This is a genomic window from Photobacterium sp. DNB23_23_1, assembly GCF_052873815.1.
In genome coordinates this window covers 106942-133031 of record NZ_JBNNXT010000005.1, presented here as the reverse complement: position 1 = coordinate 133031, position 26090 = coordinate 106942, and the positions used below count along the sequence as shown (strand labels likewise).

The following is a 26090-nucleotide window of genomic DNA, read 5'->3' as shown; positions in this document are numbered from 1 at the left end:
GCCTACTTTTTTGTTATGTGTTAATTAAACATTACTAGTATCCTCAAATTTAGGTCAAATTAATTAATGGAAAATGTTAACAGTAGCCAATATTAGTAATTTACTCACCTCACGGGTTTTAGTGGTATGTATGGCTAAGGGGGTGGTTATTAGTGAAAAATGCTGGCTTTTATCTTTAATGTAGCTAAATGGTTGGGTTGCGTTGTATGCCTATTTTTCAATGGCTTAAATTAATACCGAAGGGAGTGTTGACCCTACCTATAAATATAAATCCACACAGAGGTGCAGTTGGCTCATTGAAATGATGGATATTTATTTGTTAGTGCCGACTCACAGACTATGATTTTAACATCGTCAGCTCATTATGGAGATTTTATGAAAATTCAGGGTGTATTCTTGCTTGTTGCTGCATGTGGCCTAACGCCAATAGCACTTTCTTATGGATTATCTCCCGAAGTATCATTGAATTTTTTATTCAATATAGATGCAACACCAATCAATGCTACTCATATTTTTCGCGCTGTCATGGGGTTGTACTTCGCGATGGTGTTATTTTGGGTTCTTGGTGCATTTTATGCCAAATATAGACTTCACGCCCTTTATAGCCTAGTAATATTTATGCTTGGCTTAGCCGCTGGGCGCCTGACTAGTATTATATTCGATGGTATGCCTCATTGGTTGCTATTCATTTATTTGTTGCTCGAAATCGGATTTGGCGTTGTTGCTTTAAAAATGATTAATCTAGAAACGACTGAAAATACAAGAGGGAATAGATGAAAAGGATATTGCGTTTTTTTATAATTAGCTTGCTATTCAACTGGTCAACTGTGGTCTTTTCGGCACAAGAGAGACCCAATATATTTGTGATTTTTACAGATGACATTGGGATATCGAATATTAGCGCTTACCATAATGGAGTAATGAGTAGTCAGACTCCGAATATTGATAGCATCGCTGAGAATGGCATGATGCTTACTGATTATTATGCTCAACCCTCCTGTACGGCTGGGCGTTCTGCATTTTTGACAGGCCAATTACCCGTTCGAACAGGGATGCATACTGTTGGCTTACCCGGAGGGCCTGTTGGATTGAATGCGGATACACCAACATTGCCTGAAATTCTCAAAAAATTGGGATATGTGACAGGTCAATTTGGTAAAAATCATCTTGGTGATCGCGATGAGTTTTTACCAACGATGCACGGATTTGATGAGTATTGGGGCTGGTTATATCATCTTAACGCCATGGAATACACGGAAGATCCGGATTGGCCACAAGACCCGGATTTTCAGAAATTCGCCCCGCGTAATGTGATTCATGCAACTACCGATGGCAGTGGTAACCAAACTATTAATGATGATGGACCGCTGACTATTGAAAGAATGCGCACGCTTGATGATGAAGTGAACAAACATGCTATTGATTTTATTGAGCGGGCAGTAAAAGAAGATAAGCCCTTCTTTACTTGGTATTGTCCTTCAAGAGGGCATGTGTGGAGCCACCTTTCCCCTAAATATGAAGCAATGTTAGGGAAAAATGGTTGGGGACTCCAAGAGGTTGTAATGAAAGACCTTGATGATCATATTGGAGAAATGTTTGCGAAGTTGGATGAGTTAGGTGTTGCAGACAATACCATCGTCATTTTTACCGCTGACAATGGGCCAGAAATTATGACATGGCCGGATGGCGGCATGACTCCATTTCACGGTGAAAAAGGGACAACCTGGGAAGGTGGAGTCAGGGCTCCTGCGCTTGTTAGTTGGCCAGAGAACATTCCTGCAGGTTCAGTGAATAATGGTATTTTTGATGGGATGGATTGGCTACCCACTTTAGTCGCTGCAGCGGGAGGACCGACAGATCTAAAAGAGAAGCTGCTGGGAGGTCATGATGGCTTCAAAGCACATTTAGATGGCTACAATCAACTCGAGATGCTGACGAAGGACAGTCAATCCAATCGAAATGAAATTCTCTACTATGAAAGAGATAAACTTCAAGCAGTCAGAGTCGGCGACTGGAAAGCACATTTCGTTGTGCAAAACCATGGCTGGAGTGGACCAAAAGAAGAGTTAAATGCGCCTTTGCTCTTTAACTTGCGTCGCGATCCTTATGAAAGAGCGGCTGAAGAGTCTGGGATGTATTTGAAGTGGATGGGACAAAAAATGTGGGCATTTGGTCCTGCACAAGCTGCGGTAGAACAGCACTTGGCAACCTTTAAAGAATGGCCGGTATTAACGGCTGATACTCCCGTCACTAACAATGGTGGTGTTGGCAATTAGTTGAGTTGAATACATAGGCTGCCGAGAGGGATCGGCAGCCTAGATTATATTTACGCTTTAATACCAACCTACATAAATATTTGATCAGTCTTGCAGGTTAAAACCGCTGTTTTCTGCGTTAGATATTTTGTAATTAGAGCCACTAGTTACTGCAATATCTGCCTTGATAACAACGATTTTTCCAATGCAAATACTTGATCAACTACTTATCCAGATTGGTATAAGGCCGAGAACACTTCGCTAGTGTTAATCAGTGACCGACATAAATTTTGTTTTCTCTACCCTTTATATGATTGCATCTGCTTATTACCAGGCTTATCGACCTGCGTTATTGGCACAAGGCATACTCTGATGGGTATCTGGGTAAGGTGTGGTCTAAACCAGATGAAGTCGTTCATAAAGAACCTAGAATGATAACAGAGAGCCATTTTATCAATGGCTTCTATGGAATTTTGGAAAATCAAAATGAGCCATAAATGGCAGTGGAAAGTCAATGTCACTTTACGACAAAAATCATTAAGCTATTGATTTTAAGTGTTATTTTTGTGGTTGAAAAAAGTTTTATGTGAGCTGGAGCATTTGCATGATGGTTGATGAAAATTATGATGAGGGAGGACTGGGTTCAAATTTAAAGGATTAGATTATGTGTAGAAAGCATGAAGCGAGACGAAGTATCGCACAATACATGGCTGAGTCTGGCAGCAATGGAAACGTTGAAGATCTTGAAGTGCTATTGGCTGAATTAGTCAGGGAAGTTGAATGTAAGCGGGGCACAGAGTTTGCTCAGGTAATGTGTGAAACCGCGAGCCTACAACTTCTTCGGTAACGCCCTGTATGGGCCAAAATAATGAGGGCCAGAGATCGGCAGCGATCTCTGGCCTTTTGCTCAGCATTATTTATGAAGGGGGGGAGAATGGCCCAATAGCATTTGTTATACCAACCTACATAAATATTTGATCAACTACTTATCCAGATTGGTATTAAAGCAGATTTCTGCACTTGCGGGTTGCAGGTTTTCATCTCATGGAAAAACAATCCACTTAAATGTCGTCCAACTGTACTGAAAACTTGAGCATGCCCTCAGAATAGTAAGTCATATTGTATTACCATATGACGCCTCCAGGTTTCTATTGCTCTGTCAGTGACGGCTGAATTAAGGTTGACTTGTGCCATCCCAATCCTATGTAAAAAAGAATTTCTCGCTAGCTTGGCCATTGGCCTTGAATGGACTCTTGATGCAGTCCATGTTGATGATCGATACGCTATTGGTTTCACCATTAGGGGAGGTGCCGTTAGCAGCTATGGGGATCTCAACCACTATTCTGGCTTTTATTTTGGCGATTCAAATGGCATTGGCGAATGGCAGCCAACTGGTGCTAAGCCGGGCGGTAGGATCAGGTAGCCAGCAAGCTCTGTCGACAGCATCTTGGTCTGGAATGATTATTAACTGCTTAGTTGCGTCTCTATTCTGGACACTGTTGACTGTGTTTGACCAGCCACTAATTCAGGCGCTGACTGATAGCACTCCACTTCAGCAAGAAATTGCCGATTACCTTATGATCTCAAAGTACCTAGTTTTATACACGGGTATTACTCAGGTAATGATTGCGCTATTTAATAGTTTGGGTAAAAGCAGAATCACTCTTAAAGGTTACCTACTTGAATTACCAATAAATACACTGCTTACTTATCTATTTATCAATGGATTCGACCTGTCTGACTCGCTGTCATATGAGGGGATGGGCGTTCAAGGCGCAGCGCTTGGCAGTATTTTTGCGATAACAGCCCGCCTGATTTTCTTTGGAATAACACTGTATAAAAAGCGTTATATTTCCTTTATAACGCTTCGTGAAGTAACGTCGATGGGGCGAAATATAAGGCTGCATTTTTTAGAGATTTTTCCCGTTGCTGCCAACGTGACGATTTTGATGCTTGGAGCCACGGTGTACCAGTTGCTCTACTCACAATTGGATATCAATGCTTATGTTGCCATAACACTCGTCGCACCATGGATCCGATCTGGCACCCAGTTTATCGCGGCATGGTCACAATCATCAGCGATAACGATTAGCCAAGCTATTGGCTCAAAGAAAGTCGATAATCTCAGCAAAAACGTGAACACAAGTATTGATGTCGCGATCGGGATTTCGGTGTTGTGTGCTCTATTGTTTATTGGAATGAGCTTTGTAATTGCCGATATTTATCCGGATCTTGACCAATCAACCTACCAGGCTTTAGCTGTTATTGCGCCTCTCTATATCATTTTGCCTATCGTACGTGGTTACAATACCGTACATGGCAATGTATTACGTGCATTGGGTAAGACAACAGCAGTATTTAAAATTAACTTTACTGGCCAATGGATTATTTCTATTCCATTATGCGCAGTCATTGTTTTTGGCTTCGACAACTCGGTGTTTTGGGCCTTTGCCGTCCAACCGTTTGAAGAGTTAATTAGGGCTTTCCCCTTGAGGCACTTGGCTAAAAAGTCGCTCAATGATTTTGATCTCCAAAAAGCAGAAAAGCTAATGTATAGCTAACTGTGGGCCAGGGGTTTACGGTGTTGCTTTCATACCTGTAAGGTAAGTTGGCAGCACATATTTGAAAGGGGATTAACGGATATCCTGCTGTTGAAATCCGCTTCCTGTCCAGCGATCTTCTATTATTTGGGCAACAGCTTGTCCCCATTGTCGGTATATTTTCGGTCCGGGGTGGAAACCATCGGTGGCCATATGCATAACATCGAGTGGCCCCCCGATGTTAACGAGCTCACAGTCAGGTTGTGTTTCGACCCATTTGGCCAGTTTTTTATTAAACGCTTTTGCTTTGCTGCCCAAATACCAACGTAAAGGGTGAGGGAGGGATGGGAACACTTCCATCGGTGGAATTTTATTAAGAATAATGTGCTGGCATGAAAAGTGACTGCGTAACGTATTGGTAAGCATCTGTTGCTGCTTGATCCATTTTGCTGCGCTGGTCGGTTTGGTGACATCATTAACTCCGGCGGATACAACAACAACGTCATACATTTGCTTGGGGTGCAAGAGAGCTGATTGATGCACTTGTTTCGTCGTAAAGCCCGTTTTTGCGATCAATTGCCACTCGACATGGAATTGATGGTGCAGGGCCGATATGAGCTGGCCGGATAACGCTTGAGATTGATGTTCAGCGCCTACTCCGGCAGCGGCGGAATCCCCTAAGAGTAGTATCCGAAGCGGTTTCTTGGTTGGAGGATTCTTTCCTTCTCTACCCGCTATTTTTTTACTTTGCCCTCGGCGTGGCCCTGCCGCTTCTTTGAGGCAGGGAATTGACTTACGGACATGCTTACCTTGTACCAAAAAAATGGGTGCCATAACGACCAGGATAAATTGATGTAGCATAAATACCCGCTTTCTATATGTTTATCACTCTCTGTAAATAATAGAAGCGATTACTTGATATTTCATGTGGCAAAAAGAGGATATTACAAGGATAAAATAAAATCCTCGCACTCTTATGATGCTGCAAGCTGACCTGTTTGTTTTATACTGTATAAGTATCGGAGTTTTGTAATATTCAACGCTAATTATAGATATTATTAGTTTAATAGACTGTAAATATCGATTAATGCAAACTTTTAAGTATTCCTTTCCTGATTGAGTTGATTATTAACTTCAATTTAAAGGTATCTTACCAACTGAGAAATAATTCAGTTAGCGGTTCAAGTTGTGATGTAAGCCATTGACAATGAAGCAACAAAACACAAAGAATGAGATTTATATGCTGAAACAATGACATGGAAGAAAAAGGTGTTATGAACAATATACTTAATATGGCGAAGGGGTCAGCCAAACTAGCAACTATAGCGGTAGTGACTGTGTGTATGAGTTTTGCTGCACAGGCCAAAACTTACCGCTTGTCCCACAATGTCTCTAATACGACGACTTGGCAGCAAGGTGCAGAAAAATTCAATCAACTGCTGCAAGAAGGTAGTAACGACAAGCTAAAAGTTAGAATATTCCCTAATTCAGTGCTTACAGGTGGCGATCAGATTAAACAAGCCGAAATGTTAGGTGCTAACAAAATTGATTTCATTTTAACTTCTGCGATTAATGTAACACCACTTATTCCAGAAATGGCGGTGTTCTCTCTACCTTATCTTTTTGATGGATATCAAGCTGTAGATAAAGCCATCCAAGGTGAAGGAGGTAAGCTAATTGAACAGATTGCACTAGAAAAAAATATCATTATTTTAGCGTGGGGGGAGAATGGCTTTCGTGAGTTAACGAACAGTACTAAACCTGTTTATTCCCCTGATGACTTGAAAGGCATGTCGGTACGTGTTGCTGGCCCTATGTATATCGATGTATTTAAGAATCTTGGTGCAAACCCACAGCAAATTCAATGGGCTGAGACGTTCTCGGCTTTGCAACAAGGGGTAGTTGATGGTCAAGAAAACCCTGTCGGTGCGATTATTGTTCCGCAGCGCCTTTATGAAATCCAAAAAAACATCACTCTTTGGCATTATTCCTACGATCCAATCTTCCTCGCGGTAAGCCGTAAAGTTTGGAACAGTTTTGATGCTGATACCCAGACTATGGTGGCCGATGCCGCCAAAGAGGCGATGGAATATCAAATAGCAATATCTCGTCAGATGACAGCGGATGGTGTTCAAACACTTAAAGATGAAGGAATGACGGTTGTTGAACTAGATGCTAAGCAAATTGACGAGTTTAGGCAGAAAACCTTACCTTCATTTAATAAGTGGCGAGATCTCGTTGGTACCGATATCGTGAAAGTATTTGAAGACGACATTGCAACAAATTAAATGTGAATAAGCGAGAAAAAGTGAAATGGAACTAAGCCCGCAAAAGCGGGCTTAATATTCCTTTTCATTAAATTATAACTGTAACGACCATAAAAGATTCTGGAACAATTGTATGGGTACTAGCTTTAAAAACTTATGGGGTAAATTGGAAGAGGTCATCTGCTTTGTTACATTTGTTGTGATGCTATTGTTAGGCTTCTCAAATGTCGTTGTACGTACCCTTACGAATTACTCACTAGCGTCGACACAAGAAATCGTTATTAATGGGATGGTGGTACTCACGCTATTTGGTGCTGCCATTGCGATTAAGCGAGGCCAGCTACTGGCTGTCGGATTTTTGATTGATAATATAAGCGATCGTTATCGAAAGTGGCTGCAGGTTGGCCTTTCGATTGCGGTTGTGTTTACCTTGTTAGTGATGTTTTATTTCATGCTCGATCTGCTGGGTAACCAATACGAGTCACAAATAACCTCAAGTGCTTTACAGGTAAAGGTTTGGTATTACACGGCTTTGCTACCCTTAGGTTTCGTTTTGATGATTGCTCGTCAAATCGAATGGCTTATTACTCAGCTGCGTTGTAAATAATACTCATAATATCAAGGAAGTAATTATGGATATCTCTACTGGAAGCCAGATGATAATGTTGTTTTTCATCTTTATTATCTGCGGTATTCCCGTTGCGTTTTGTTTGGCATTATCGGCGTTGTTTGCCATGTGGCAGATGGATTTTGGGCTTGATATGGTTGCAGACCTGCTCATTGCTGGCAGTTCAAAATACACGTTATTGGCTATACCATTTTTTATTTTAGCCGGAAATATCATGGGGATCAGCGGAATAGCAGAACGTATGATCCAGTTCTTTCGGGTTTTAGTTGAGAAGTTACCAGGTAATATGGGGCTGGTTGGTACCGTGGTGTGCTTGTTTTGGGGGTCAGTGAGTGGCTCGGGGCCAGCTTCAGTGGCAGCCATTGGACCATTGATTATCAAAGGAATGGTTGAAGATGGATACAGTAAACCTTTCGCTGCAGGTTTAGTGTGCACTGGGGCGGCACTTTCCCTGATCATTCCGCCTTCTATCGGGCTTGTGATATATGGCGTGATAGCTGAGACGTCGATAAGCAACCTTTTTCTTGCCACGATTGTTCCTGGTATATTGCTAGGCTCATTGATGCTATTGATGTTGCCATTATCACGCTTCTATGCGGATAACAGTCAGCCAGGGTTTTCGATTTCCCTGCAAGAACAAGATTCAAATGAGCCTTATCACTTACGCTTGTATAATGCCTTTACCCACGCTTTTTGGGGACTATTCACGCCAGTTCTGATCCTCGGTGGTATATATGGAGGGATATTCACTCCGACAGAGGCGGCGATAGTCGCGTCGATGTATGCCATTGTGGTTGGAGCCTTAATTTATCGTTCGATTAATATAAATCAGCTTTACCATTCATTTATCGACTCTGCTTGCTCGTCAGCTGTAGTCATGCTGGTGGTTGCTTTTGCTGGGCTTTTTGGTTGGGTGATTGAGATCGATGGCTTAGTGGGAGACTATTCCGAGGTATTGATTACCATGAGTCAACATCCTCAGATCATCTTGTTTGTGATTTTGGCGATCTTACTGGTAGCCGGTATGTTCATGGATGCGGTTACTATCATGTATATTACTTTGCCGATATTTTTGCCGGTGGTTCGTTCTTTAAATATTGATCTCACTTGGTTTGGTGTATTGTTAATGACAGCGTTATCTATCGGACTGATTACTCCACCTGTTGGCATCAACCTTTTTGTTGCGGCAAATATAACACACTGTTCTCTAGGCTCTATAGCAAAGGGAGTGATGCCGTTTCTTTTGGTTTCAATATTCGGACTGTGTTTGTTGGTGTTGTTTCCACAGATTTCACTCTTTTTGCTTTAAGAGTCGGGTGAGTAACAGTTCTTTACTCATATTACTTTTAGTGAAGCTTAAAAGCGTACATACCATGTATATCTATTTCTAGATAAATGTATATTGGTGTGTACGCTTTTTATCCCTGAAGGCTTAGCAAGGCGGTGGCTGCTGATATCCCAGCTGTTATTGGCGAAACTAATATCATCGATATACTGCCAATATAGAGGTAATCCGACGGTCATATTTTTGTCACAATTATTCATGAGTGAAGAGTGCTTCAATGAATGTCGCACTTTTTATCTGAAATCGGACCGACTGCATAGCAGATGCCAAAAATCCATCTTTAGTGTTAGGGGCTCCATAAGTGGAAAGTATTATACTAGAAGTTAGATTTAGCTTCCCTAGACTGAAAGAGGGTTGGATCATGTCAGCACAAGATAAGTTAGCTGGTTATGGCAATGGCTTTTCAAGTTTGGATGCAAACGTGATTGCTGAAAATGTGACATCAGAGTACAAGCTTCTTGATAAAGATGGTGCCGTTCATCACAAATCTGATCTTCATGACTATATCGCTGAGCTTAAAAAGTACGGAGATACCATGGAAATCACAGAAGTGATGGTTGATGGCGAAAAGGCTTGGTGTAAGTGGCAGCTCGGTGACATTGTGGGGGCTGGGTTAATCAGTTTCGGAGAAGATGGTGTCACTCAAGAGCAGCTATTTTATCTTTAGTAAAAACACCTCTGTAAATTGCAGTTGAAGGGGCGAAAATTAACGCTTAGCGTAGGTTACGCCCCTAATTATTTACTCTAAATGATGCTCAAGTGCATAATTGGCATCAGCAAAGCTAAATCCTTTTCGTACCAAGAATGCCGTCGCTTTCTTCTTATCGGCGAAGTCGGTGATAGGGGATTTATACTTTTTGTTAAGAAACTCCAACGCTTTACGTTGATCGTCACTCACACCGTCTTCTTCGACTTCGTCATTGAATAACAGTTGTTCGATGCACTCTTGACCGATCCCTTCACTACGCAGTTTTTGGATAAGGCCTGTTCTTCCCATTTTATTTTGGTGTTTATTTATCAGCCTTTCTGCCAGTTGCACCTCATGCTCGCTATCAAGTGATTGAGCCAGTATTGCTTGTACTCTTGCAGTACTGACTCCTTCTTGGCGCAAGCGTAAGCTAATATCTTTGGCACTCTTTTTACCGGCATATTTGTTGATGACCCGATTTATCAACTCATCTTGCTCAGACTCATCGATGGTCAGCAAGGCGTTATCTATATCGGCTTGGCTGACACCCTGTAGTTTAAGCTTTTGAGCCAACTTGGCAGGACCATAAGAGCGGCAACGTGAATTGACATAGGATTCGGCATAGCGTTGATCGCAAAGGTAACCTAACTCAAGCAAACGGTTGATGACTTGATTTATCCACTCGGTATTCGTCGTTTTTCGAGGTAGCTTTTCCTTGAGCTTCGCGACTGAATAACTGCGTTGGTTTAGCCACCAGATAGCATACTCGTAGACGTCTTCAACCTTTTGAGCAGGTTTAGGTCCGGCAGGCTTTGGTACCGACTGCTCTCTATTGGCTGTTTGTTTCTTCGGTGGATGCTCAGACGTCATATTTTCCTGATCATTCGTTTCACGTTAGGCGGAATTGCCAAAACAGTTCAGAGAGTCGGTTATAACAAAGGGCGAATACGGAAATCAAGGTGTTTGAAAAAACCTTATCGTATGTCATGCTATAACACTTGTTTTGTGCTACACTTCCGCGCTTCAGTTTTTCTTACTTCGCTTGGTTTAACTTATGGTTACTCGTATTCCGTCCTGGATCTTGGTGGGCGCTATTATGCTTGCATTTAGTGCTGGTGCACTTAATGCTATGGCTTTGCTGACGTTCACCAATAATGCCGTTTCGCATGTTACCGGAACTATTACCCAAGCAATGAGTGCACTGACGGTTGAGAACCACCACGCAACGGTTTATCTCTTGAGTATTGTTGGCTGTTTCTTTCTAGGCGCCGTAACATCTGGAATGATTATTCATAACGAAGCGCTCAGGCTGGGACGCAGCTATGGCACTGCTTTGTTTATCGAAGCTGTGGTGCTGTTTGCCGCTACGTACTATTTCTATCACCACAAAATGACCGGCGAATTTCTCGCGTCATTTGCTTGTGGCCTTCAGAATGCAATGATTGCCACTTACAGTGGATCTGTTATCCGTACTACTCACCTTACCGGAATCGTCTCTGATTTAGGGGCGGCATTGGGGCATATGATTAGCCGACGAGCCTTGAACTTACCGCAGCTCGTCATGCAGGGAAGTATTCTGGTCGCTTTTAGCGCCGGTGCATTTGTTGGTGCCAAGATGCTCAACGTTGTCGGCATGGTGGCCATGTTATTACCGGCGACTATCGTCCTGTGTGCCAGTATTGGCTATATGCTGATGTTACACAGGCAAAAAGCGAACTAGATGTTTATCAAGTCATGTCTTAATCCCGGCGCTTTCTAAAGGCATATATGCCGGCGCTTGCCAGCGTCTTGAAGACGACGACCCAAGCACTCAAATTGGGTTTAGGATCGCTCCCTTTTGCCATGCGCCACAGTTGCTGCTCATACCAAGTAATACTCAGCATGCCTAAGCTGTCCATAGCTTTGTTACCTGTTGTCGGGTTGGTAAGCGGCATACTGTATTGACTGTCTGCCAATAGCTTATTGGGGAATTCGGCATCAACTGCTGTGGTTCGAGCTAGACCAATGAAGTCCGTCGCCCCGCTTTCAAGGGCTTCTGCCATGGCTGGTGCACTACGGAACCCGCCGGTGACCACTAATGGTGTATTAACCAGTTTGCGCACTTTTTCCATATATTCAAGAAAATAGGCTTCACGTTTAATCGTACTTTGTTTAATTTTGCTATCGGCTTTATTGTTTTTTCTACTGCCCATCATTGAAGGGCTTTCATAGGTGCCACCTGAGATTTCAATCAAATCAATACCAGCATCAGCGAGGGATTGGACAACTTGCATTGAGTCTTCTTCAGAAAAACCGCCTTTCATAAAATCGGCACTGTTTAGTTTGATACCAATAGGGAAGTCATTGCCCACCTGTTCACGAATTGCCTTGTAAACCTCGAGAACAAAACGCATACGATTTTCGAGAGTACCGCCCCATTGGTCATCGCGTTGGTTATGTCGAGGAGACAAGAACTGGCTAACCAAATAGCCATGTGCTCCATGAATTTGAACCCCAGTAAAACCCGCTTGTTTTGCTAATTGAGCGCTAGTAGCAAATTTTTGAATGATGACAAGGATTTCATTTTCAGTTAGCGCTCTTGGCGTATTGAAGCCTTTCTCAAGTCCTCTAGATAAAGAAATCGCGGATGGGGCAACAGGCTCTTTGGACAAAAAGCTGGGGATTTGTTTGCCAGGGTGATTGAGTTGAGGCCAGATGTGAGCGCTGCTTTGTTTGCCGGCCTCAGCCCATTGTTTGAAGATGGTTAAATCACTCTGTTCATCCAAGACGACATTCTTAGGTTCACCAAGCGCATCACGATCAACCATGATATTTCCGGTTATAGACAGACCAATTCCACCTTGCGCCCAGCGGCGGTATAGGGTCACTAAACCTACCTTAGGGTTATGCTGAGTATCGCCTAACTGCTCACTCATCGCCGATTTAAACAGTCGATTTTTAATGGTTGTGCCAGTCGCAAGAGTAAAAGGGCTCTCAAGCGATGGCGTGATGAATGTTTCAATGCCTTGTTGTAACTCAGTATGCGCCATCGGTATTTCCTTATTGGCTATGTCGTCATAGGGTATAAATAAGAACGATCGTACTTTTATACCACCTTATAAATTGCATAGATACAGATAAGGTCTCATTGCGATAATTGTTTAGGCGCGATTGATATCATAAAGTGATACTAATATTGCCGCAGCATCATCTTGGTATCATATCGGCGCAGCCATAAGTTGCGTTATATGGTTCTCAATTATCGAGCGTTGTCTTGGTGTGCAGAGAGGGTGAGAAAGCGCCTGCCGTACGCCTTCATTGTTGTTGCAAGCGAAAGCTTGCAATGCCAATAGCTTAGGTAAGTAGCATTCTGTTCTATCTTCATTGCATTTCTCGATTGCGGTTTTCAGTAATGTCGCAGCGGTTTCATACTGATGGTTTGAAAGCAACGTTTCAGCCAGTATCACACTGTAAATGCTATAGCAGAGCTCGCCGCCAGCGTTAACCATTTGCACTTCGTAGGCTTGTACAATTTGAGAAATGTACTTAGGATCTTGAGTTTGAGTGAATTTTGACCATCCAATAATTAGCTGAGCTATACCACGATAAAAGGAATAATCATGCTTTTCACTGATTTCATATAACTTGGTAGCATAGAAATGGGCGGATTGTTGATCTCGCTGTAACCAATAATAAAGCGCGGCTGTTTGATATGTCATTGCATGATTGAAGCTATTATTTTGATCCTCAGTAATATCAAGCAGGTTTTTTAGCATTACTGGGCCATCTTCTTGTTCAAGCAACGCTTTAGATATAATGATCGTATGGTAAGGCAGCATCCTAGGATCTTGCCCATCCATGATTTGATAATTATCACGATCATTTTCATTATAAAACATCAGCGCTTCAAAAGCGTACTTGATAGTATCTTCATGGTTTCCCAGCCATAAACTAGTGTTACTTAATGCGGTTAATGTCATTACGCGATAGTAATCATCGTGGCAGTTTTCTGATATTTCCTGAGCTTTATGAGCATAATAGTTTGCATTGGTTATATTGCAGTTTGAAAGGTTGTATGACCATAAGCCAAAAAGTGTCTCCATTTTTCTGCTAGTGGCTGAGACAAGCTCACATTGTTGAAGGACCTGAAGGTATAGAGGTTCAATTTTATAATATCCCCAACCTAATTGATGCATATATAGCTTGGCGAGTAGTAACTTAAGATCAATCTCAACGGTAATATTATAATTGATATCGAGTTTATCATCTTCATGGTTGTATTGGCTTAGACAGTTAAGACCATAGTTTATACTTTGATGTGCTTTGTTATAATCACTTGATGACAGATAAATGCCTGCTATTCGAACACAACACCATGCTACCTTTGACTTATTATTCGCTTTGAGAAAATGTTGCTGAACGGTTAGCCAGTCAGTGATGATAAGTTTATCTGCTTTAGACAGGATTATTCTAGCTGCATTATTGTGACTAACAATTTTTTCTTTATCTGTTTGAAGTTCAATAATCGTTTTTTGAATAACTATATTCACTAATTCAATAGTTTCACTATCTACAAACTTAATCAATCCATTGCTAAATAATTGTTGAAGTTTTACTGTTGGATTAAAAACGGAGTTTAATTCTTTGGTGCTTATACTTTGACCGTATATAGATAATGTATGGAGTAGTTGTGTTTCTTCAGGGCACAGCGAATTAATCTTGCTTTGAATAAGAATCTGCAGTGACTCTGCAGTATCAACGATGTCTCTAGATAGCAACATTCGAAGGTATAGAGGAATGCAGCTTGAAGTGGATGTCAATGTTTCAGCTTGTTCGTTAGACAAACCCAATTTATTAATTAAGTCTTTTTTGCAAATATCTTCATCAAGATTTTTAACTTCCATTTTATTGTTAATGTCGATGTATTTATTGACTTTTTCAATGTTCTTAGTGTCTGATGAAGCAATTATAGAAAATGAACTTGATTTAATAGATGATAGAATAGTATTAATTTTTCTCAGTGTCTTTATGCCGCTATGATCAAGATTATCGATAACAATTATGACTTTATTTTTATCTATATTGATAAATGAAAGCACTATTTCAGTTATTGACCACCAATCTATATCTTTACGAGATAGATCATAATATGCAACTTTAACATCAAGTTTATAATAAAAACGACTGACCTCTTGCAATATTCTAGTTCTACCGACACCTTGTTGGCCATGTATACAAGTCAGGCTAGGTTTTTTTGTGTCAAAGCTGTTATCAATTATCTTAATTATTTCATTGATTTCTTGGTCACGACCGATAAGTTCAACACAGGGTTTTCTTTCAAAGAATAACTCTTCATCAAGTGACCAAAGATTATTATTTGAATAAATACCAATGTGATTGTAATAAAGCTTGTCATTGAATGTAAGCTTTATGTTTTCACTGACAACAACGCAATTGGTGGGTATTAAATTAATGAGTTTCGTTAACTTGTTTTTTTTGTTTGAAACATAATTTAAGGCTTGTTCATCACTTCCTTCCTGAAAGGATGTAACGTAGAAAGTAACAGGGTGTAATAGTGATGTATGTTGTTTGGCTTTTAAAAAGACACCATGTATATGGCTTATGATATCTTTTTCGTAGTCTATATTTAACTTTTTTAAGTTGATGATGAAGCATTTTGAATATTGACAATCACTAATAATTTGTGGATTATAATTAGCTAGTTCTGATGTGATTGTTTTTTCAATATTTTCATTGTTCGTTTGAATTGAAATTAATAGATATAAACTGTTGGAATAGTTATTGTTTGTTGTGTGAGGGAGGGGCACGGCATCTTTATAATCAGTAACTAATTCATCTAAATCAACATCATAAAAAGTTGCGATATTTTTTGCAGTACGCAGACTAACAGGGCGGTTTGTTTCTGCTCTTTTTATTGTTGCAATTGAGATGCGAATTAAGCGTTGTTCACAAGCATCAGCAAACGCTTCTTGACTAAGGCCGTTTTGTTGTCTGAGTTGTTTTATACGTTTACTGTTTAACATTAATTTCTGCGATGTATTCATCGGCTACCTCTGACTGTCCATGTGTAAGGTATTAATATTAAGTAAACTTGACCACTTGCAAGCTAATATTACCTTGTATATTTATGCTTATTGTTTAATTATTCCTTGTTATTTAGATTTAAAATGTGATCGCGGTTCCATTTGGTGGCTTTGTTTTGCTTGTTATCAGTAAGTAAACCGATCTTAAGTGAATTTTTATTCTAGTAATTAACTTATTTGTGGTTGCTGGTGTGGTGTAGATCTATCAACTTGAAGTATAAACCTATAATTAATATTTTAATTGGTTTATATCGCTTTACAATATTTATTGTAGGCGAGACAGAATTGTGTCCTTATGGAGGGCAGATGAAAAGCGTTGAGGTCTTGGCTTGGTCTTTTAAAGAATCCGAGTGAAAAGATATCATTTGGATTTGGCCTTATAACGAAGATTGGTGGTAGGGGGGTGTACCATCTAATTACCCCCCTGTATCACCAGGTGACCCTAGGGTTCTGAATAAAGCAGCGAACCCGACAATGTAACGAGGCTCTCCATCTTGTTGAACGGGAATGAAATCGTGAGAGGCCGTTCGTCCTGATAACCACAAAACGGCTAAGTGCTAAGGTGTCGGTATGATGAACGTAAGGAACTCGTAAAATTAAAATGGGGAGCAATGAGATCCCCATATATATTAGCCAGCTAAAAAATCGGCTGAATCAGTCATCTGAACTGGTTAACCACAAGCCCCAATGTGACCACACGCTGTACAAAAGTCGCACCCGTCGCGGCGGATCACCGCAGCATTACCGCATTCCGGACATGCCTTACCGGCCAGAGTAACGATATTGCCTTTGTTTTGGACTTGTGCAGACTCATCGCTCATCATGTAACCCATTGCCTTGACCGGATAGCCCTCTTCATCAAGCAGGCCCAGCATGGTATAGCGATGGATCAACAGGCGAGCAATATATGCTACCGTAGATGGTTGGATGGCTTGTTTGTCACTACCCGGTACTTTGGCGAAGAAATCACCTTGGGGTTCGACCAGGTCTTTCAGGCTGCGTAACTTCTTGGCTATCCAAGCTGTGTCAATCACCCGCATATCTAAACTGAGGGACTTGGTCAGGCCGTCAAAATCACGTGGATAGGTGCCTGAGAGCCACACGCTATATGGTCGATGGGTGCCATCAGGCATCACCAACTCCTTGACGAACATAGCGAAGTCGTCGCCAGTGTTGGGGTTATTGATATCCACGGTCCAACTCAAGGTGCCTTCAGTACCTGACTTGGGCTCCTTACGACTGAACAGGGCATCGACTAGCGGGGTCTTGTCGGTCTTACCGTCAAAGAGACCCAGTTCATCACAACGGAAACGTACCAAGCGTGCCATGGCAGCTACATTACCTGGTACTGAGGTCATCTCACCCTTCGGTGGCATCGCCAACTCAAATGGGGTGCCTGCGGTTTTGCTTAGGCTATCCAGCTTGATTTTTAGCCATTCGCGATCATAGGCACGCATGTCCATCGAAATATTCTTAGCTAGCGCAGCCAATCCTCGCGGCTGTTCCTGTCCATTCACCCATATTTCGAACGGTTGGTTGGTCCCGTTGGCTACATGACCAACAAACAGCGCAAAGCCATGCTTCGGGCTGTTGATCATGTAAGTCACGCCCGGATTACCCATTGGGGTTTCTGGTCGCTTTGGCCACCGAAGGCTAGCTAACGCTACTTCGGGCGTATCGGTCAGATGCAACTTGCGATCCGGGGTGGATTGATCCAGGTCCTGTGGTACGGATGCCTGAGTAGATTCGACACTTAACACACTGCCGATGATGTCGTTAGGGCGATAGGTGGTGATCCCTTTCAATCCCGCTTTCCATGCATCTACGTAAAGGTCCTGAAACTGTTGGAAGGCATAGTCGGCTGGTACGTTTACGGTCTTTGAGATTGCCGCGCAGATATAAGGCTGGACTGCCGCTTGCATTAACATGTGGTCGTTGGCGCTGATCTCTAAAGCCGAGCGGAATGCTTCTGGCAGGTTATCAACATCTCCTCCTTGCTCACGGTAAACGCGATAGGCGTGATCCTCGACCTTGTACTCAGAGTGAGAACCATCGGCCTCCCGCTTTTTACGTGTGTAGAACCAACTAAAAGCGGGCTCGACACCATTACTGGCGTTATCGGCGAAGGCCAGAGAAATGGTCCCGGTCGGCGCAATAGACAATAGGTGTGAATTCCGGATCCCGTGCTCACGGATCTTGTCACGGATTGATTCTGGCAGACGAGAGGCCATGCCACTCTCGAGGTATTGCTCAGCTTTAAATTTGAGGAAAGGTCCTTTTTCCTTTGCCAATTCAATGGAAGCCTTGTAGGCCGCATCGCGCATCCAGCGGGTTATCTCTGCAGCAAAATCACGTCCCTCTTGGCTGTCATAGCGTAGACCAAGCATGATTAAGGTATCGCCTAAGCCGGTGTAGCCTAGGCCGATCCGTCGTTTGTTCTGTGCCTCTTGCTGTTGCTCCGGTAACGGCCAGGCACTCACATCTAGAACGTTGTCTAGCATGCGGATGCCGGTTGCAACCGTGGAGGCAAAGGCGTCAAAATTGAACTGTGCATTTTTAGTTAATGATTCAGTTACATAGGCGCAGAGATTAATGCTGCCCAGACAGCAGCACGAAAAATCTGCGCAGGGGATCTCGCCACAAGGATTTGTCGCTTCGATGGTTTCGCAGTAGTGCAGGTTGTTTTCTTGGTTAATGCGATCGAGGAACAACACACCCGGTTCGGCGGCATTGTAGGTGTTGCGCATGATCGTGTCCCACAGCTCACGCGGATCCACGGTTCGATATACCCACAGACCATCCTCACGCTGGTAAGCGCCTGCTTCCTGAATTTCTTCGGAGGGCTCTGCCTTATGTACCAGTTCAAATGGTACTCTGTTTTCCAACGCCTGCATAAAGGCATCGGACACACCCACGGAGATGTTGAAATTGTTCAGGCGACCCGACTCTTGCTTGGCTTCGATGAAGTCAAGGATGTCTGGGTGCTCCATGTTGAGGACTCCCATTTGTGCGCCACGGCGGGCACCGGCAGACTCGACGGTTGAACAGCTTTGGTCAAACACGTGCATGTAACTGACGGGACCGGACGCACTGCTGGCAGTGCCTTTGACTTTGGCCCCTTTAGGTCGGATATGGCTGAAGTTATAGCCAACCCCGCCGCCACGTCGCATTGTTTCAGCGGCTTGCTGAAGGGCGGTATAAATGCCTACCTTGCCGTCAACCATTTCCGATACGCTGTCACCAACAGGTTGTACGAAGCAGTTGATCAGGGTGACATTCTTGATATCTGTACCGGCTGCACTGTTGATCCGGCCACCTGGAATAAACCCAGCGTTCAGTGCACGGAGGAATTCTTCTTCGTGCTGTGCTGGCGTTTGTTCCTGTTGGGCTAACCCCTTGGCAACACGTGTACGGATGGCGGCAACCATCTCAGGACCATCCAGTTCCTTTTCCTTACCCTTAGCGTACTTCTCACGGAGGACATCTACACTGATAGGCTGCCAAGTGGTATCGTTAGCCATAATAGTTGGTTCGTTTGTATTGCTCATTGCTGTTCCCTCATGCTACGCAGCATTCTGCGTCTTCAACCAAGTTTTCTTTGGCCAGTCAGCTCGCAGGATAGTGTCATCGTTCTCAAGATTTGCCAAAGCGCGGGCAACGCGTTTGAAAGTATCGTCAAGCGTGGCATCAATAGCTTACTCACCCTGTTGAGCGTGAAGGGGGAAATTCAGCAAGGCGGAGAACAAAGCATTAACCTAGCAGATCTCCAAGCCTTGAAAAACCGATTAGTGGCCTTTGTAACTAATCGTTAATAATAGTCTTTTTTATAGATAGATTGGTTGTAAACGAGATTAATGAAGTGTGATCAAGTCGCTCGACGGGGGGGATTCAACCATAAACAAAAAAGCGCTAGTGTGTTGATTTTATAGTCAACACATTTGTTTTTATCTTTTCTCCACTGCTAGCAGGCGTTGGTTGATGTGTAGCAAGCGTTAAGGTCTTTTTACGTTTGGTGTTAACTAAAAAGGGGGCACCAGAGGTGCCCCAAAATTGTCAAATTGATTCGACAGAATGAACACAATAAACGGATTAGTATTTTAGAAGTTGTAACGTACCAGCAGGCCTAGTTCGTTATCAAGGTTGGCATCTGAACCGTTGCCATTTGTGCTGCTTGCATCGATTTTGTATTCAGCGGCCAGGATCAGAGGGCCGGTGAAGTAAGCGGCACCAATCACACCGTATGCGTATTTCGCATCGGAGTTGTCATCTTCTAGGTGGTTGTAGCCACCCAGGATCTGGAATGAGTTGATGTCATAAGAGACAAACACTTCAGTACCAGTAGCTGACTTGATTGTACCGCCAACAGTATTTAGATCGCCGTCAGCAAACACACCGCCGTAACCGTTTCCTGCGCCCACTTGGTGGTTGCGGAATTCGTTATAGTTCGCTGCAATGTTTAGGTTGTTGGCATTGTATGACAGACCGAAGTTGGCAATTTTTGCATCTTCGCGATCATCGAATTTTGTTTGAGTGTAAGCTGCGCCTACGCCAAAACCGAAGTCAAAATCGTAGTTAATCATGGCTTGGTAACCAGACTCACGTTCGTAGTCATCATTGTTATCTTCAAATTGGTACTGCAAACCAACTTGCAGGCCATTGAAGTTGTTGCGGTACTGGATCACGTCATCCGCACGGCCGGTACCATGTACACCGCCGTCACTAGAAATACCGTCGTAGTTACCTGCCGCTTCACCGCCGTAGATCCAGAACATATCAGTGCGACCTGTCAGGTCGTAATTAACTGACCATGCTTTACCAATGGTGAAGTGGCCAATGCCATCTTTGTCAGCCGTGATTTGACCAAGACGGTTGGACAGGAGGCTGTCTTCATTGTTGTTTGCTAGAGCATCGTAGCCCCACTCAGCACGGGTACCGATATCCCAGCCACTTTCTAACGCATGAGTATAACTAAAGTTAATACGAGATGATTGGTTACGAAGCTCAGAGTCACCATCAGAGAAGCGAGCACTTGCAGCCAAACGACCACCTACTGAGAAGGTGTTAGTACCATCATTATAAACTTCCAATGCATGTACAGGCGATGCTGCTGCGGCTGCCACTGCTAGGGCAATTAGCTTTTTATTCATTTCTTAGTTCCTAGTTTTATTTTGAGAAGCACCTCGTAAGTGCTTGTTTTAATTTTTAATACTTAGTTCCCTGTAGTAATAGTGAAATGTTCTGAACTGGCTGCGGATAAAGAAATGTTTAGGTTTATGTTGTTGTTTATTAAGGGTAAGGCGTTTGTTTTTTTAGGTTTTTTGCTGGGTGAAGAGAAAACTGAGGCGGGGAAAGTGTTAATGACAGCGGTGGGGTGAAAAGCTATTTTTCGTTAGATTGATATTTAGAACTTTCTGCTATTGATATAAGCAATGTAATTACATGAAATGCAGTTGATTTTCGAATGAATTTGAATCAGATTGAGGGTTTTAATTAAAGCAAGCAATATCAGGCTTCACGAAGGTAAAAAGAGGGGCATCTTCCTGATGCCCCAAAATTAATGGTCAAATCATTTCGACCACAAAGACAATGAACGAGTAATCACATTACTGTTTACTCTTTTGCTTGGGTTAAGCTTCGCTTAGAAGTTGTAGCGAACAAGGATACCAAACACATTGTCTAGGTCTGCGTTTGAACCTGTGTTTGTTTTGCTGCTGGTGTCGATTTTGTATTCAGCTGCAAGGATCATTGGGCCAGTAAAGTAAGCGGCACCAATAGTTGAGTAAGCGTACTTAGCACGAGAGTTGTCATCTTCTAGCTGGTTGTAACCACCAAGGATCTGGTATTGGTCGAAAGAGTAAGACGCAAATAGCTCGTAGCCAGTTGCCGACTTGATCATACCGTTGCTTGTCACGCTGCTGCTGCTGAAATCAGAGCTTGCGAATGCTGCATTGGTGCGTTCGCTCTGGTGGTTACGGAATTCACCATAGTTAGCCGCAACGTAGATACCACTTGTCTCATAGGAAACAACGGCATTGGCAACTTTTGCATCTTCACGGTTTTCGAACTTAGTTTCGGCATAAACGCCGCTTAGGCCAAGGATGCCTTCACCAAGCTCAAACTCGTAGCCGGCCATCGCCTGGTAGCCGTAATCACGTTTCCATGCTTCTTTTATTTCAACGACTTTATCATCTTCGCCTAGCTCAAAACCTTTCGATACAGAGCCTTTGCCTTCAAATTGGTACTGTAGGCCAACTTGTAGGCCATAGAAGTTGTTGCGGTATTGGATAACGTCATCCGCACGACCTGTGCCGTGAACACCGCCATCACCTGAGATACCGTCGTAGTTGCCAGCAGTATCACCGCCGTTTAGCCAGAAACGGTCAGTTTTACCTGTTACGTCGTAGTGAACTGACCATGCTTTACCAAGGGTAAAGTTACCAAAATCTTCATTATCTGCAGTAATGAAACCAAGGCGGTTAGTCACATTACTACCATCGTTGCTGTTAGCTAGAGCATTGTAAGCCCATTCTGCACGCGTACCGATGTCCCAGCCATTCTCTAGAGTGTGAGTAAAGCCAAAGTTAATACGAGAAGATTGGTTGTTTAGGCTTGAATCACCATCTTGAAATTTTGCACTTAGTGCTAGACGACCACCAACGGAAAAAGTATTGGTACCATCATTGTAAACTTCTACCGCTTGTACTGAAGTTGAGGCTGCCGCCGCTGCTACTGCTAGAGCAATTAGCTTTTTATTCATTTTTGTATTTCCTATGTGTGTTTGCATCAAGCACTGTCAATGTGCTTGATGATATTTTTGTTACTAAGTGCTTGTAGTAATAGTGAAACGATATAAATGTTGTATTATTAGATTTATTTTTACGTAAGGTTATGTATTTTGAAGTTTTTATTTTTTAGGTTTTGGTTGGGGAATTTAGCTTTGCTGGATGAATAATAAGCGTGGTGTAAATTATGCTTTGAAAATAGTGAGGTATTTTTTGAAAAATGGAGGCGATAAATAGCTAGCTATTAATGTGGATTGGCATGATTATGTATTTTGCCGGTGTTTGCTTAGCGTTAGTCTAATCAAAAATAATAAGTCCATGTAGATTAACACTCGCAATGTATTGCGGTATCACTAAACAGGAAGCATTGAAAATAGAATGAGGTGATCAAAAAATAGGTGTGTGATTAAAATAATTTAGGGATTGGGCCAGTATAATTACCAGCCCTAATTAGGAGAGGTTTATTGCTTATCGGATAAGTAACGAATGGTGTTTGCTAAGTCTTCCAAGCTATCGTGTGCACCATTTTCTACAAGGTATTTACCTTTCACCAAGAAAGCTGGCACACCGGTGATTTTTGCGTTCTGCTCAAGTTGATTAGCACTGGTCATTTGCTGGTAAACTTGCTCTTTTTGCTCATCATTTAGATCAAATGGGCTAACAAGATCGTGTTGGCTGAAGATTTCACCCAACTTGTTTTTGCGACCCTCTTCATCTAAATCAGTAGCTTGATCTTGAACGAAAGCAAAAAGTGCTTCTTTTAACTCATCTGCTGGCTTGCCGTTGCTCTGGATAGCGGCGGTGTTGTAAAGATAAGCGGCGTACTGGGCACTTTCGTTAAACGTGACGTGTACTTGGTCGATATCCACTTTAGCCAGCTTTTTTATTTCAGGTAGCATCAGTTCCATGTTACGACAGTGGCCACAACCAAGGGAAAACACTTCAACAACGTCGGCAATACCTTCCGTTGGGGTTTCAACGACCGTGTATTTTACACCTTCTTTCGGCATTTCACTTTCACTACATCCTGTAAGAGCGACCAGAAGGAATAGGGTAGAGGCAAAGATTTTAGTTAGCGTATTCATACTGATAATTGTATTGAGTTTTAAAACAATAAGTATGGATGAAAAAGAAGGTTAGGTCGCTAATAAGAATCAATTTAGTTGTATCTAGTACAAGATTTTGCTCATAAAGCATCACTGACTTTGTGATTGGTTGTTTGGCTCAAAGGGTCATTACGGTATGCATGTTTGGTTTGCCCGCCGTGAAAATGCGACGCTGATCGCTCCCTTCCACTATCAGCGTTATGCTGTTGAAATTGGGCTTATCATAGTAATTAATCGTACAGGCTATGCATTGTTATCAACTCATGATTGAACAAATGTCTAATTTCAGTATGATGGCCGGCTTTTCTTGGTTCGGAGGATAACATGTTTATCGGTTTTGATTATGGAACAGCCAATTGTTCAGTTGCTGTCATGGAGCATGGGCAGCCTCGCATGTTAGCTCTGGAAGGCGAAAACAGTTTTATCCCTTCGACACTTTGTGCCCCGACGCGAGAAGCGGTAAGTGAATATTTATACCGCCATATGGGCGTTCAGCCAGTCGATGAGTTGGGCGAACAGGTTCTGCGCCGTGCGATAGCTTTTAACCGTGAAGAAGACATTATTGTCGAGAAAGGTGATCTATTTTTTGGTCAGGCCGCGCTCGATCTGTATCTCGACGATCCTGAAGAAGTCTATTACGTAAAGTCCCCTAAATCATTCTTGGGTGCTAACGGTTTGCGCGATGTGCAAATTCGTTTCTTTGAAGATCTGGTCTGTGCCATGATGAGCAATATCAAACACAAGGCAGAAGCCCAATTAGATAAAGCCATCACGAGTACTATGATTGGCCGACCAGTCAACTTCCAGGGCACCGGTGGTGATAAAGCGAACCAGCAGGCGGAAGCGATATTGCGCCAAGCTGCCAAGCGGGCAGGCTTTGAACATATTGAATTTCAGTTCGAACCTGTCGCTGCTGGCCTTGAATACGAAAGCACCCTGACCGAAGACAAAACCGTTCTAGTGGTTGATATCGGTGGCGGTACGACTGATTGCTCAATGATCCAGATGGGGCCAAGTTGGGCGGGTAAAGTTGACAGAACCGAGGGCCTATTGGCTCACAGCGGTCTGCGTGTTGGCGGAAATGACCTGGATATCTACTTGGCTTTTCGCCAAATCATGCCACAACTCGGCTTGGGGAGTAAAACCCAGAAAGGGATTGATATGCCTATCGGTCAGTTCTGGAACCCGATTGCCATCAATAACGTGGTTGCCCAAACGGATTTCTATGGCTCAGCCAACCTTGCTGTATTGAAGCAGCTACAACGTGATGCGGCAGAACCTGAGAAATTGATGCATTTGCTAAATGTGTACCGTGAAACACTGGGTTATCAGCTTGTTCGCAAGGCGGAAGAGTGCAAGATTGCGTTATCTGATTCATCGACACATACATTAACACTGTCGCATTTATCCTCTTTACTTGAAGTCGAGGTAAATCAGCAGCAAATGGCTCAGGCGATTGAAGCGCCAAGAGTCCACATTAGCCAGTTGGTTACCGAAGCAATTGCACAAAGTGGTATAAAACCCGATGTGGTTTATATGACCGGTGGTACAGCACGCTCACCGATCCTGCGTGCCTGTATCGAGCAGCAACTGCCGGGAACACCGGTGGTAAGTGGTAGTTACTTTGGCTCGGTCACTGCCGGATTAGCCCGTTGGGCAGAGCAGTGCTTTAAATAATTGTTTTTTACATTAGCGAAGTATTAAAAAGCCTGACTATCGATGGCACCATGACTTGGTAATATTGATAGCAGGCTTTTCTGTAGGTAGAAAAAACTAACTAGTAATTAAGGCTTTTTCACCCAAGCGCTACACCAACCATTGGTATTCACTGCTTTACCGGGGAAGATTGCGCATGGTCGCCATTCATCTCCATCATTACCCTGAATAAGTGCACAGTTACCACAGTGTTTTTCACTGTCTGCTGCTTGGTGAACGTATTGAAGGGCTTTTGCTTGAGGATCATCCTCAGTCAGTTGAGGTAAGTCTGCAGCATGAGCAGGCTTGACCAGTAGCTCTTTACCAACGGTAATACCAATGACACTGGCAAGCCCAAGCTTGAGGAAATTCCTTCTATTTGCTGTGTATTTCATATTACGACCTTCTTATTGCTCACATGTTTAACGACATTTGTTTTTGTTTATTATGTTGCACTACAAGGGTAATACGTATCGTCACTGAATGTTGGACCAAAAATGTGATGATGTTAATGAGCTTATTGTTTTTTTTGTGATTGCGTTTTGCGTAATTGTTGAGTGCGAGGGGCTGCAAAGTGATTGGTTTATTCGTGAGTACTCAATGATTGATGCTGATGTAACGTACTGAGAAAGAACGCTTGATGTGAAACAAGCTTTTACAGATTACGTAAAATCAAGACTTGCAACATTTTCTTTACAAGT

At 42.8% G+C, this 26090-nt stretch carries 20 protein-coding genes; 11 read left to right on the top strand and 9 right to left on the bottom strand.

The genetic code is table 11. From position 1 onward, the window contains the following. Nucleotides 1–375: 375 nt before the first annotated feature. From ACVA53_RS05290 to ACVA53_RS05275, 4 genes are all read left to right on the top strand, one after another. The gene (locus ACVA53_RS05290) at nt 376–777 is read left to right on the top strand and encodes a DUF4345 domain-containing protein (RefSeq protein WP_446504656.1); all 402 of its coding nucleotides are present in this window, start codon (nt 376–378) and stop codon (nt 775–777) included. Continuing rightward, entirely contained in the window at nt 774–2276 is a 1503-nt protein-coding gene (locus ACVA53_RS05285; RefSeq protein WP_446504655.1) for an arylsulfatase, read from the top strand. Before ACVA53_RS05290 ends, ACVA53_RS05285 begins: the two co-directional genes overlap by 4 nt. A 643-nt stretch (nt 2277–2919) precedes the next feature. Further along, nucleotides 2920–3102, top strand: coding sequence for a hypothetical protein (locus ACVA53_RS05280; protein ID WP_255045343.1), 183 nt, complete (start codon nt 2920–2922; stop codon nt 3100–3102). 409 nt (nt 3103–3511) lie between these two features. After that, entirely contained in the window at nt 3512–4816 is a 1305-nt protein-coding gene (locus tag ACVA53_RS05275; RefSeq protein ID WP_373689597.1) for an MATE family efflux transporter, read from the top strand. Between the two features lie 72 nt (nt 4817–4888). Here the strand turns inward: ACVA53_RS05275 and ACVA53_RS05270 are convergent, their stop codons facing one another. After that, nucleotides 4889–5656: an SGNH/GDSL hydrolase family protein gene (locus tag ACVA53_RS05270; protein WP_446504654.1), complete on the bottom strand. Its 768-nt coding sequence runs from the start codon at nt 5654–5656 to the stop codon at nt 4889–4891. Between the two features lie 395 nt (nt 5657–6051). On the opposite strand from ACVA53_RS05270, the gene ACVA53_RS05265 reads away from it, so the two are divergent. The 4 genes from ACVA53_RS05265 to ACVA53_RS05250 all read left to right on the top strand — a co-directional run bounded on the left by ACVA53_RS05265 (nt 6052) and on the right by ACVA53_RS05250 (nt 9702). Further along, on the top strand, nt 6052–7083 hold the full coding sequence (locus ACVA53_RS05265) for a DctP family TRAP transporter solute-binding subunit (protein WP_446504653.1): 1032 nt from the start codon (nt 6052–6054) through the stop codon (nt 7081–7083). Nucleotides 7084–7195: 112 nt separating this feature from the next. Next, complete coding sequence (locus tag ACVA53_RS05260) at nt 7196–7669, top strand: TRAP transporter small permease (protein ID WP_255045346.1); 474 nt, start codon at nt 7196–7198, stop codon at nt 7667–7669. Next, the gene (locus ACVA53_RS05255; RefSeq protein WP_446504652.1) at nt 7623–8999 is read left to right on the top strand and encodes a TRAP transporter large permease; all 1377 of its coding nucleotides are present in this window, start codon (nt 7623–7625) and stop codon (nt 8997–8999) included. The genes ACVA53_RS05260 and ACVA53_RS05255 overlap by 47 nt, the downstream gene beginning before the upstream one ends. A 397-nt stretch (nt 9000–9396) precedes the next feature. Beyond that, on the top strand, nt 9397–9702 hold the full coding sequence (locus ACVA53_RS05250) for a hypothetical protein (protein WP_446504651.1): 306 nt from the start codon (nt 9397–9399) through the stop codon (nt 9700–9702). A gap of 72 nt (nt 9703–9774) precedes the next feature. Here the strand turns inward: ACVA53_RS05250 and ACVA53_RS05245 are convergent, their stop codons facing one another. Continuing rightward, nucleotides 9775–10593, bottom strand: a complete 819-nt coding sequence (locus tag ACVA53_RS05245; RefSeq protein WP_446504650.1) for a RecX family transcriptional regulator — start codon at nt 10591–10593, stop codon at nt 9775–9777. Between the two features lie 184 nt (nt 10594–10777). On the opposite strand from ACVA53_RS05245, the gene ACVA53_RS05240 reads away from it, so the two are divergent. Then, on the top strand, nt 10778–11443 hold the full coding sequence (locus ACVA53_RS05240) for a YoaK family protein (protein ID WP_255043811.1): 666 nt from the start codon (nt 10778–10780) through the stop codon (nt 11441–11443). Between the two features lie 19 nt (nt 11444–11462). Here ACVA53_RS05240 and ACVA53_RS05235 read toward each other — a convergent pair whose 3' ends face one another. The 3 genes from ACVA53_RS05235 to ACVA53_RS05225 form a co-directional block, all read right to left on the bottom strand. Beyond that, nucleotides 11463–12752, bottom strand: a complete 1290-nt coding sequence (locus ACVA53_RS05235) for an NADH:flavin oxidoreductase/NADH oxidase family protein (RefSeq protein WP_446504649.1) — start codon at nt 12750–12752, stop codon at nt 11463–11465. Between the two features lie 168 nt (nt 12753–12920). Beyond that, nucleotides 12921–15767, bottom strand: a complete 2847-nt coding sequence (locus ACVA53_RS05230; RefSeq protein ID WP_446504648.1) for a helix-turn-helix domain-containing protein — start codon at nt 15765–15767, stop codon at nt 12921–12923. A gap of 710 nt (nt 15768–16477) precedes the next feature. Next, entirely contained in the window at nt 16478–19354 is a 2877-nt protein-coding gene (locus ACVA53_RS05225) for an adenosylcobalamin-dependent ribonucleoside-diphosphate reductase (RefSeq protein ID WP_446504647.1), read from the bottom strand. A gap of 12 nt (nt 19355–19366) precedes the next feature. Here ACVA53_RS05225 and ACVA53_RS05220 point away from each other — a divergent pair, with 12 nt between their 5' ends. Then, on the top strand, nt 19367–19618 hold the full coding sequence (locus ACVA53_RS05220; RefSeq protein WP_446504646.1) for a hypothetical protein: 252 nt from the start codon (nt 19367–19369) through the stop codon (nt 19616–19618). Nucleotides 19619–19903: 285 nt separating this feature from the next. Here ACVA53_RS05220 and ACVA53_RS05215 read toward each other — a convergent pair whose 3' ends face one another. From ACVA53_RS05215 to ACVA53_RS05205, 3 genes are all read right to left on the bottom strand, one after another. Further along, nucleotides 19904–20953, bottom strand: coding sequence for a porin (locus ACVA53_RS05215; RefSeq protein WP_255043820.1), 1050 nt, complete (start codon nt 20951–20953; stop codon nt 19904–19906). A gap of 491 nt (nt 20954–21444) precedes the next feature. Beyond that, complete coding sequence (locus tag ACVA53_RS05210; RefSeq protein ID WP_446504645.1) at nt 21445–22563, bottom strand: porin; 1119 nt, start codon at nt 22561–22563, stop codon at nt 21445–21447. A 486-nt stretch (nt 22564–23049) separates the two neighbouring features. Then, nucleotides 23050–23673, bottom strand: a complete 624-nt coding sequence (locus ACVA53_RS05205) for a thiol:disulfide interchange protein DsbA/DsbL (RefSeq protein WP_446504644.1) — start codon at nt 23671–23673, stop codon at nt 23050–23052. A gap of 345 nt (nt 23674–24018) precedes the next feature. Between ACVA53_RS05205 and yegD the strand changes: the two genes are divergently transcribed. After that, nucleotides 24019–25371 (top strand): molecular chaperone, encoded by a 1353-nt coding sequence (gene yegD / locus ACVA53_RS05200; protein WP_446504643.1) that lies wholly within the window; start codon nt 24019–24021, stop codon nt 25369–25371. A gap of 107 nt (nt 25372–25478) precedes the next feature. On the opposite strand, the gene ACVA53_RS05195 is transcribed toward yegD, so the two are convergent. After that, entirely contained in the window at nt 25479–25784 is a 306-nt protein-coding gene (locus ACVA53_RS05195) for a high-potential iron-sulfur protein (RefSeq protein WP_255043824.1), read from the bottom strand. Between the last annotated feature and the right edge of the window lie 306 nt (nt 25785–26090).

Excerpts from the sequence above, each read along its gene's own strand:
- yegD (WP_446504643.1), top strand. The coding sequence starts at position 24,019 with ATGTTTATCGGTTTTGATTATGGAACAGCCAATTGTTCAGTTGCTGTC.
- ACVA53_RS05245 (WP_446504650.1), bottom strand. The coding sequence starts at position 10,593 with ATGACGTCTGAGCATCCACCGAAGAAACAAACAGCCAATAGAGAGCAG.
- ACVA53_RS05240 (WP_255043811.1), top strand. The coding sequence starts at position 10,778 with ATGGTTACTCGTATTCCGTCCTGGATCTTGGTGGGCGCTATTATGCTT.
- ACVA53_RS05210 (WP_446504645.1), bottom strand. The coding sequence starts at position 22,563 with ATGAATAAAAAGCTAATTGCTCTAGCAGTAGCAGCGGCGGCAGCCTCA.
- ACVA53_RS05230 (WP_446504648.1), bottom strand. The coding sequence starts at position 15,767 with ATGAATACATCGCAGAAATTAATGTTAAACAGTAAACGTATAAAACAA.
- ACVA53_RS05225 (WP_446504647.1), bottom strand. The coding sequence starts at position 19,354 with ATGAGCAATACAAACGAACCAACTATTATGGCTAACGATACCACTTGG.
- ACVA53_RS05290 (WP_446504656.1), top strand. The coding sequence starts at position 376 with ATGAAAATTCAGGGTGTATTCTTGCTTGTTGCTGCATGTGGCCTAACG.
- ACVA53_RS05205 (WP_446504644.1), bottom strand. The coding sequence starts at position 23,673 with ATGAATACGCTAACTAAAATCTTTGCCTCTACCCTATTCCTTCTGGTC.
- ACVA53_RS05270 (WP_446504654.1), bottom strand. The coding sequence starts at position 5,656 with ATGCTACATCAATTTATCCTGGTCGTTATGGCACCCATTTTTTTGGTA.
- ACVA53_RS05285 (WP_446504655.1), top strand. The coding sequence starts at position 774 with ATGAAAAGGATATTGCGTTTTTTTATAATTAGCTTGCTATTCAACTGG.
- ACVA53_RS05215 (WP_255043820.1), bottom strand. The coding sequence starts at position 20,953 with ATGAATAAAAAGCTAATTGCCCTAGCAGTGGCAGCCGCAGCAGCATCG.
- ACVA53_RS05220 (WP_446504646.1), top strand. The coding sequence starts at position 19,367 with ATGCTACGCAGCATTCTGCGTCTTCAACCAAGTTTTCTTTGGCCAGTC.
- ACVA53_RS05280 (WP_255045343.1), top strand. The coding sequence starts at position 2,920 with ATGTGTAGAAAGCATGAAGCGAGACGAAGTATCGCACAATACATGGCT.
- ACVA53_RS05235 (WP_446504649.1), bottom strand. The coding sequence starts at position 12,752 with ATGGCGCATACTGAGTTACAACAAGGCATTGAAACATTCATCACGCCA.
- ACVA53_RS05260 (WP_255045346.1), top strand. The coding sequence starts at position 7,196 with ATGGGTACTAGCTTTAAAAACTTATGGGGTAAATTGGAAGAGGTCATC.
- ACVA53_RS05265 (WP_446504653.1), top strand. The coding sequence starts at position 6,052 with ATGGAAGAAAAAGGTGTTATGAACAATATACTTAATATGGCGAAGGGG.
- ACVA53_RS05195 (WP_255043824.1), bottom strand. The coding sequence starts at position 25,784 with ATGAAATACACAGCAAATAGAAGGAATTTCCTCAAGCTTGGGCTTGCC.
- ACVA53_RS05250 (WP_446504651.1), top strand. The coding sequence starts at position 9,397 with ATGTCAGCACAAGATAAGTTAGCTGGTTATGGCAATGGCTTTTCAAGT.
- ACVA53_RS05275 (WP_373689597.1), top strand. The coding sequence starts at position 3,512 with ATGCAGTCCATGTTGATGATCGATACGCTATTGGTTTCACCATTAGGG.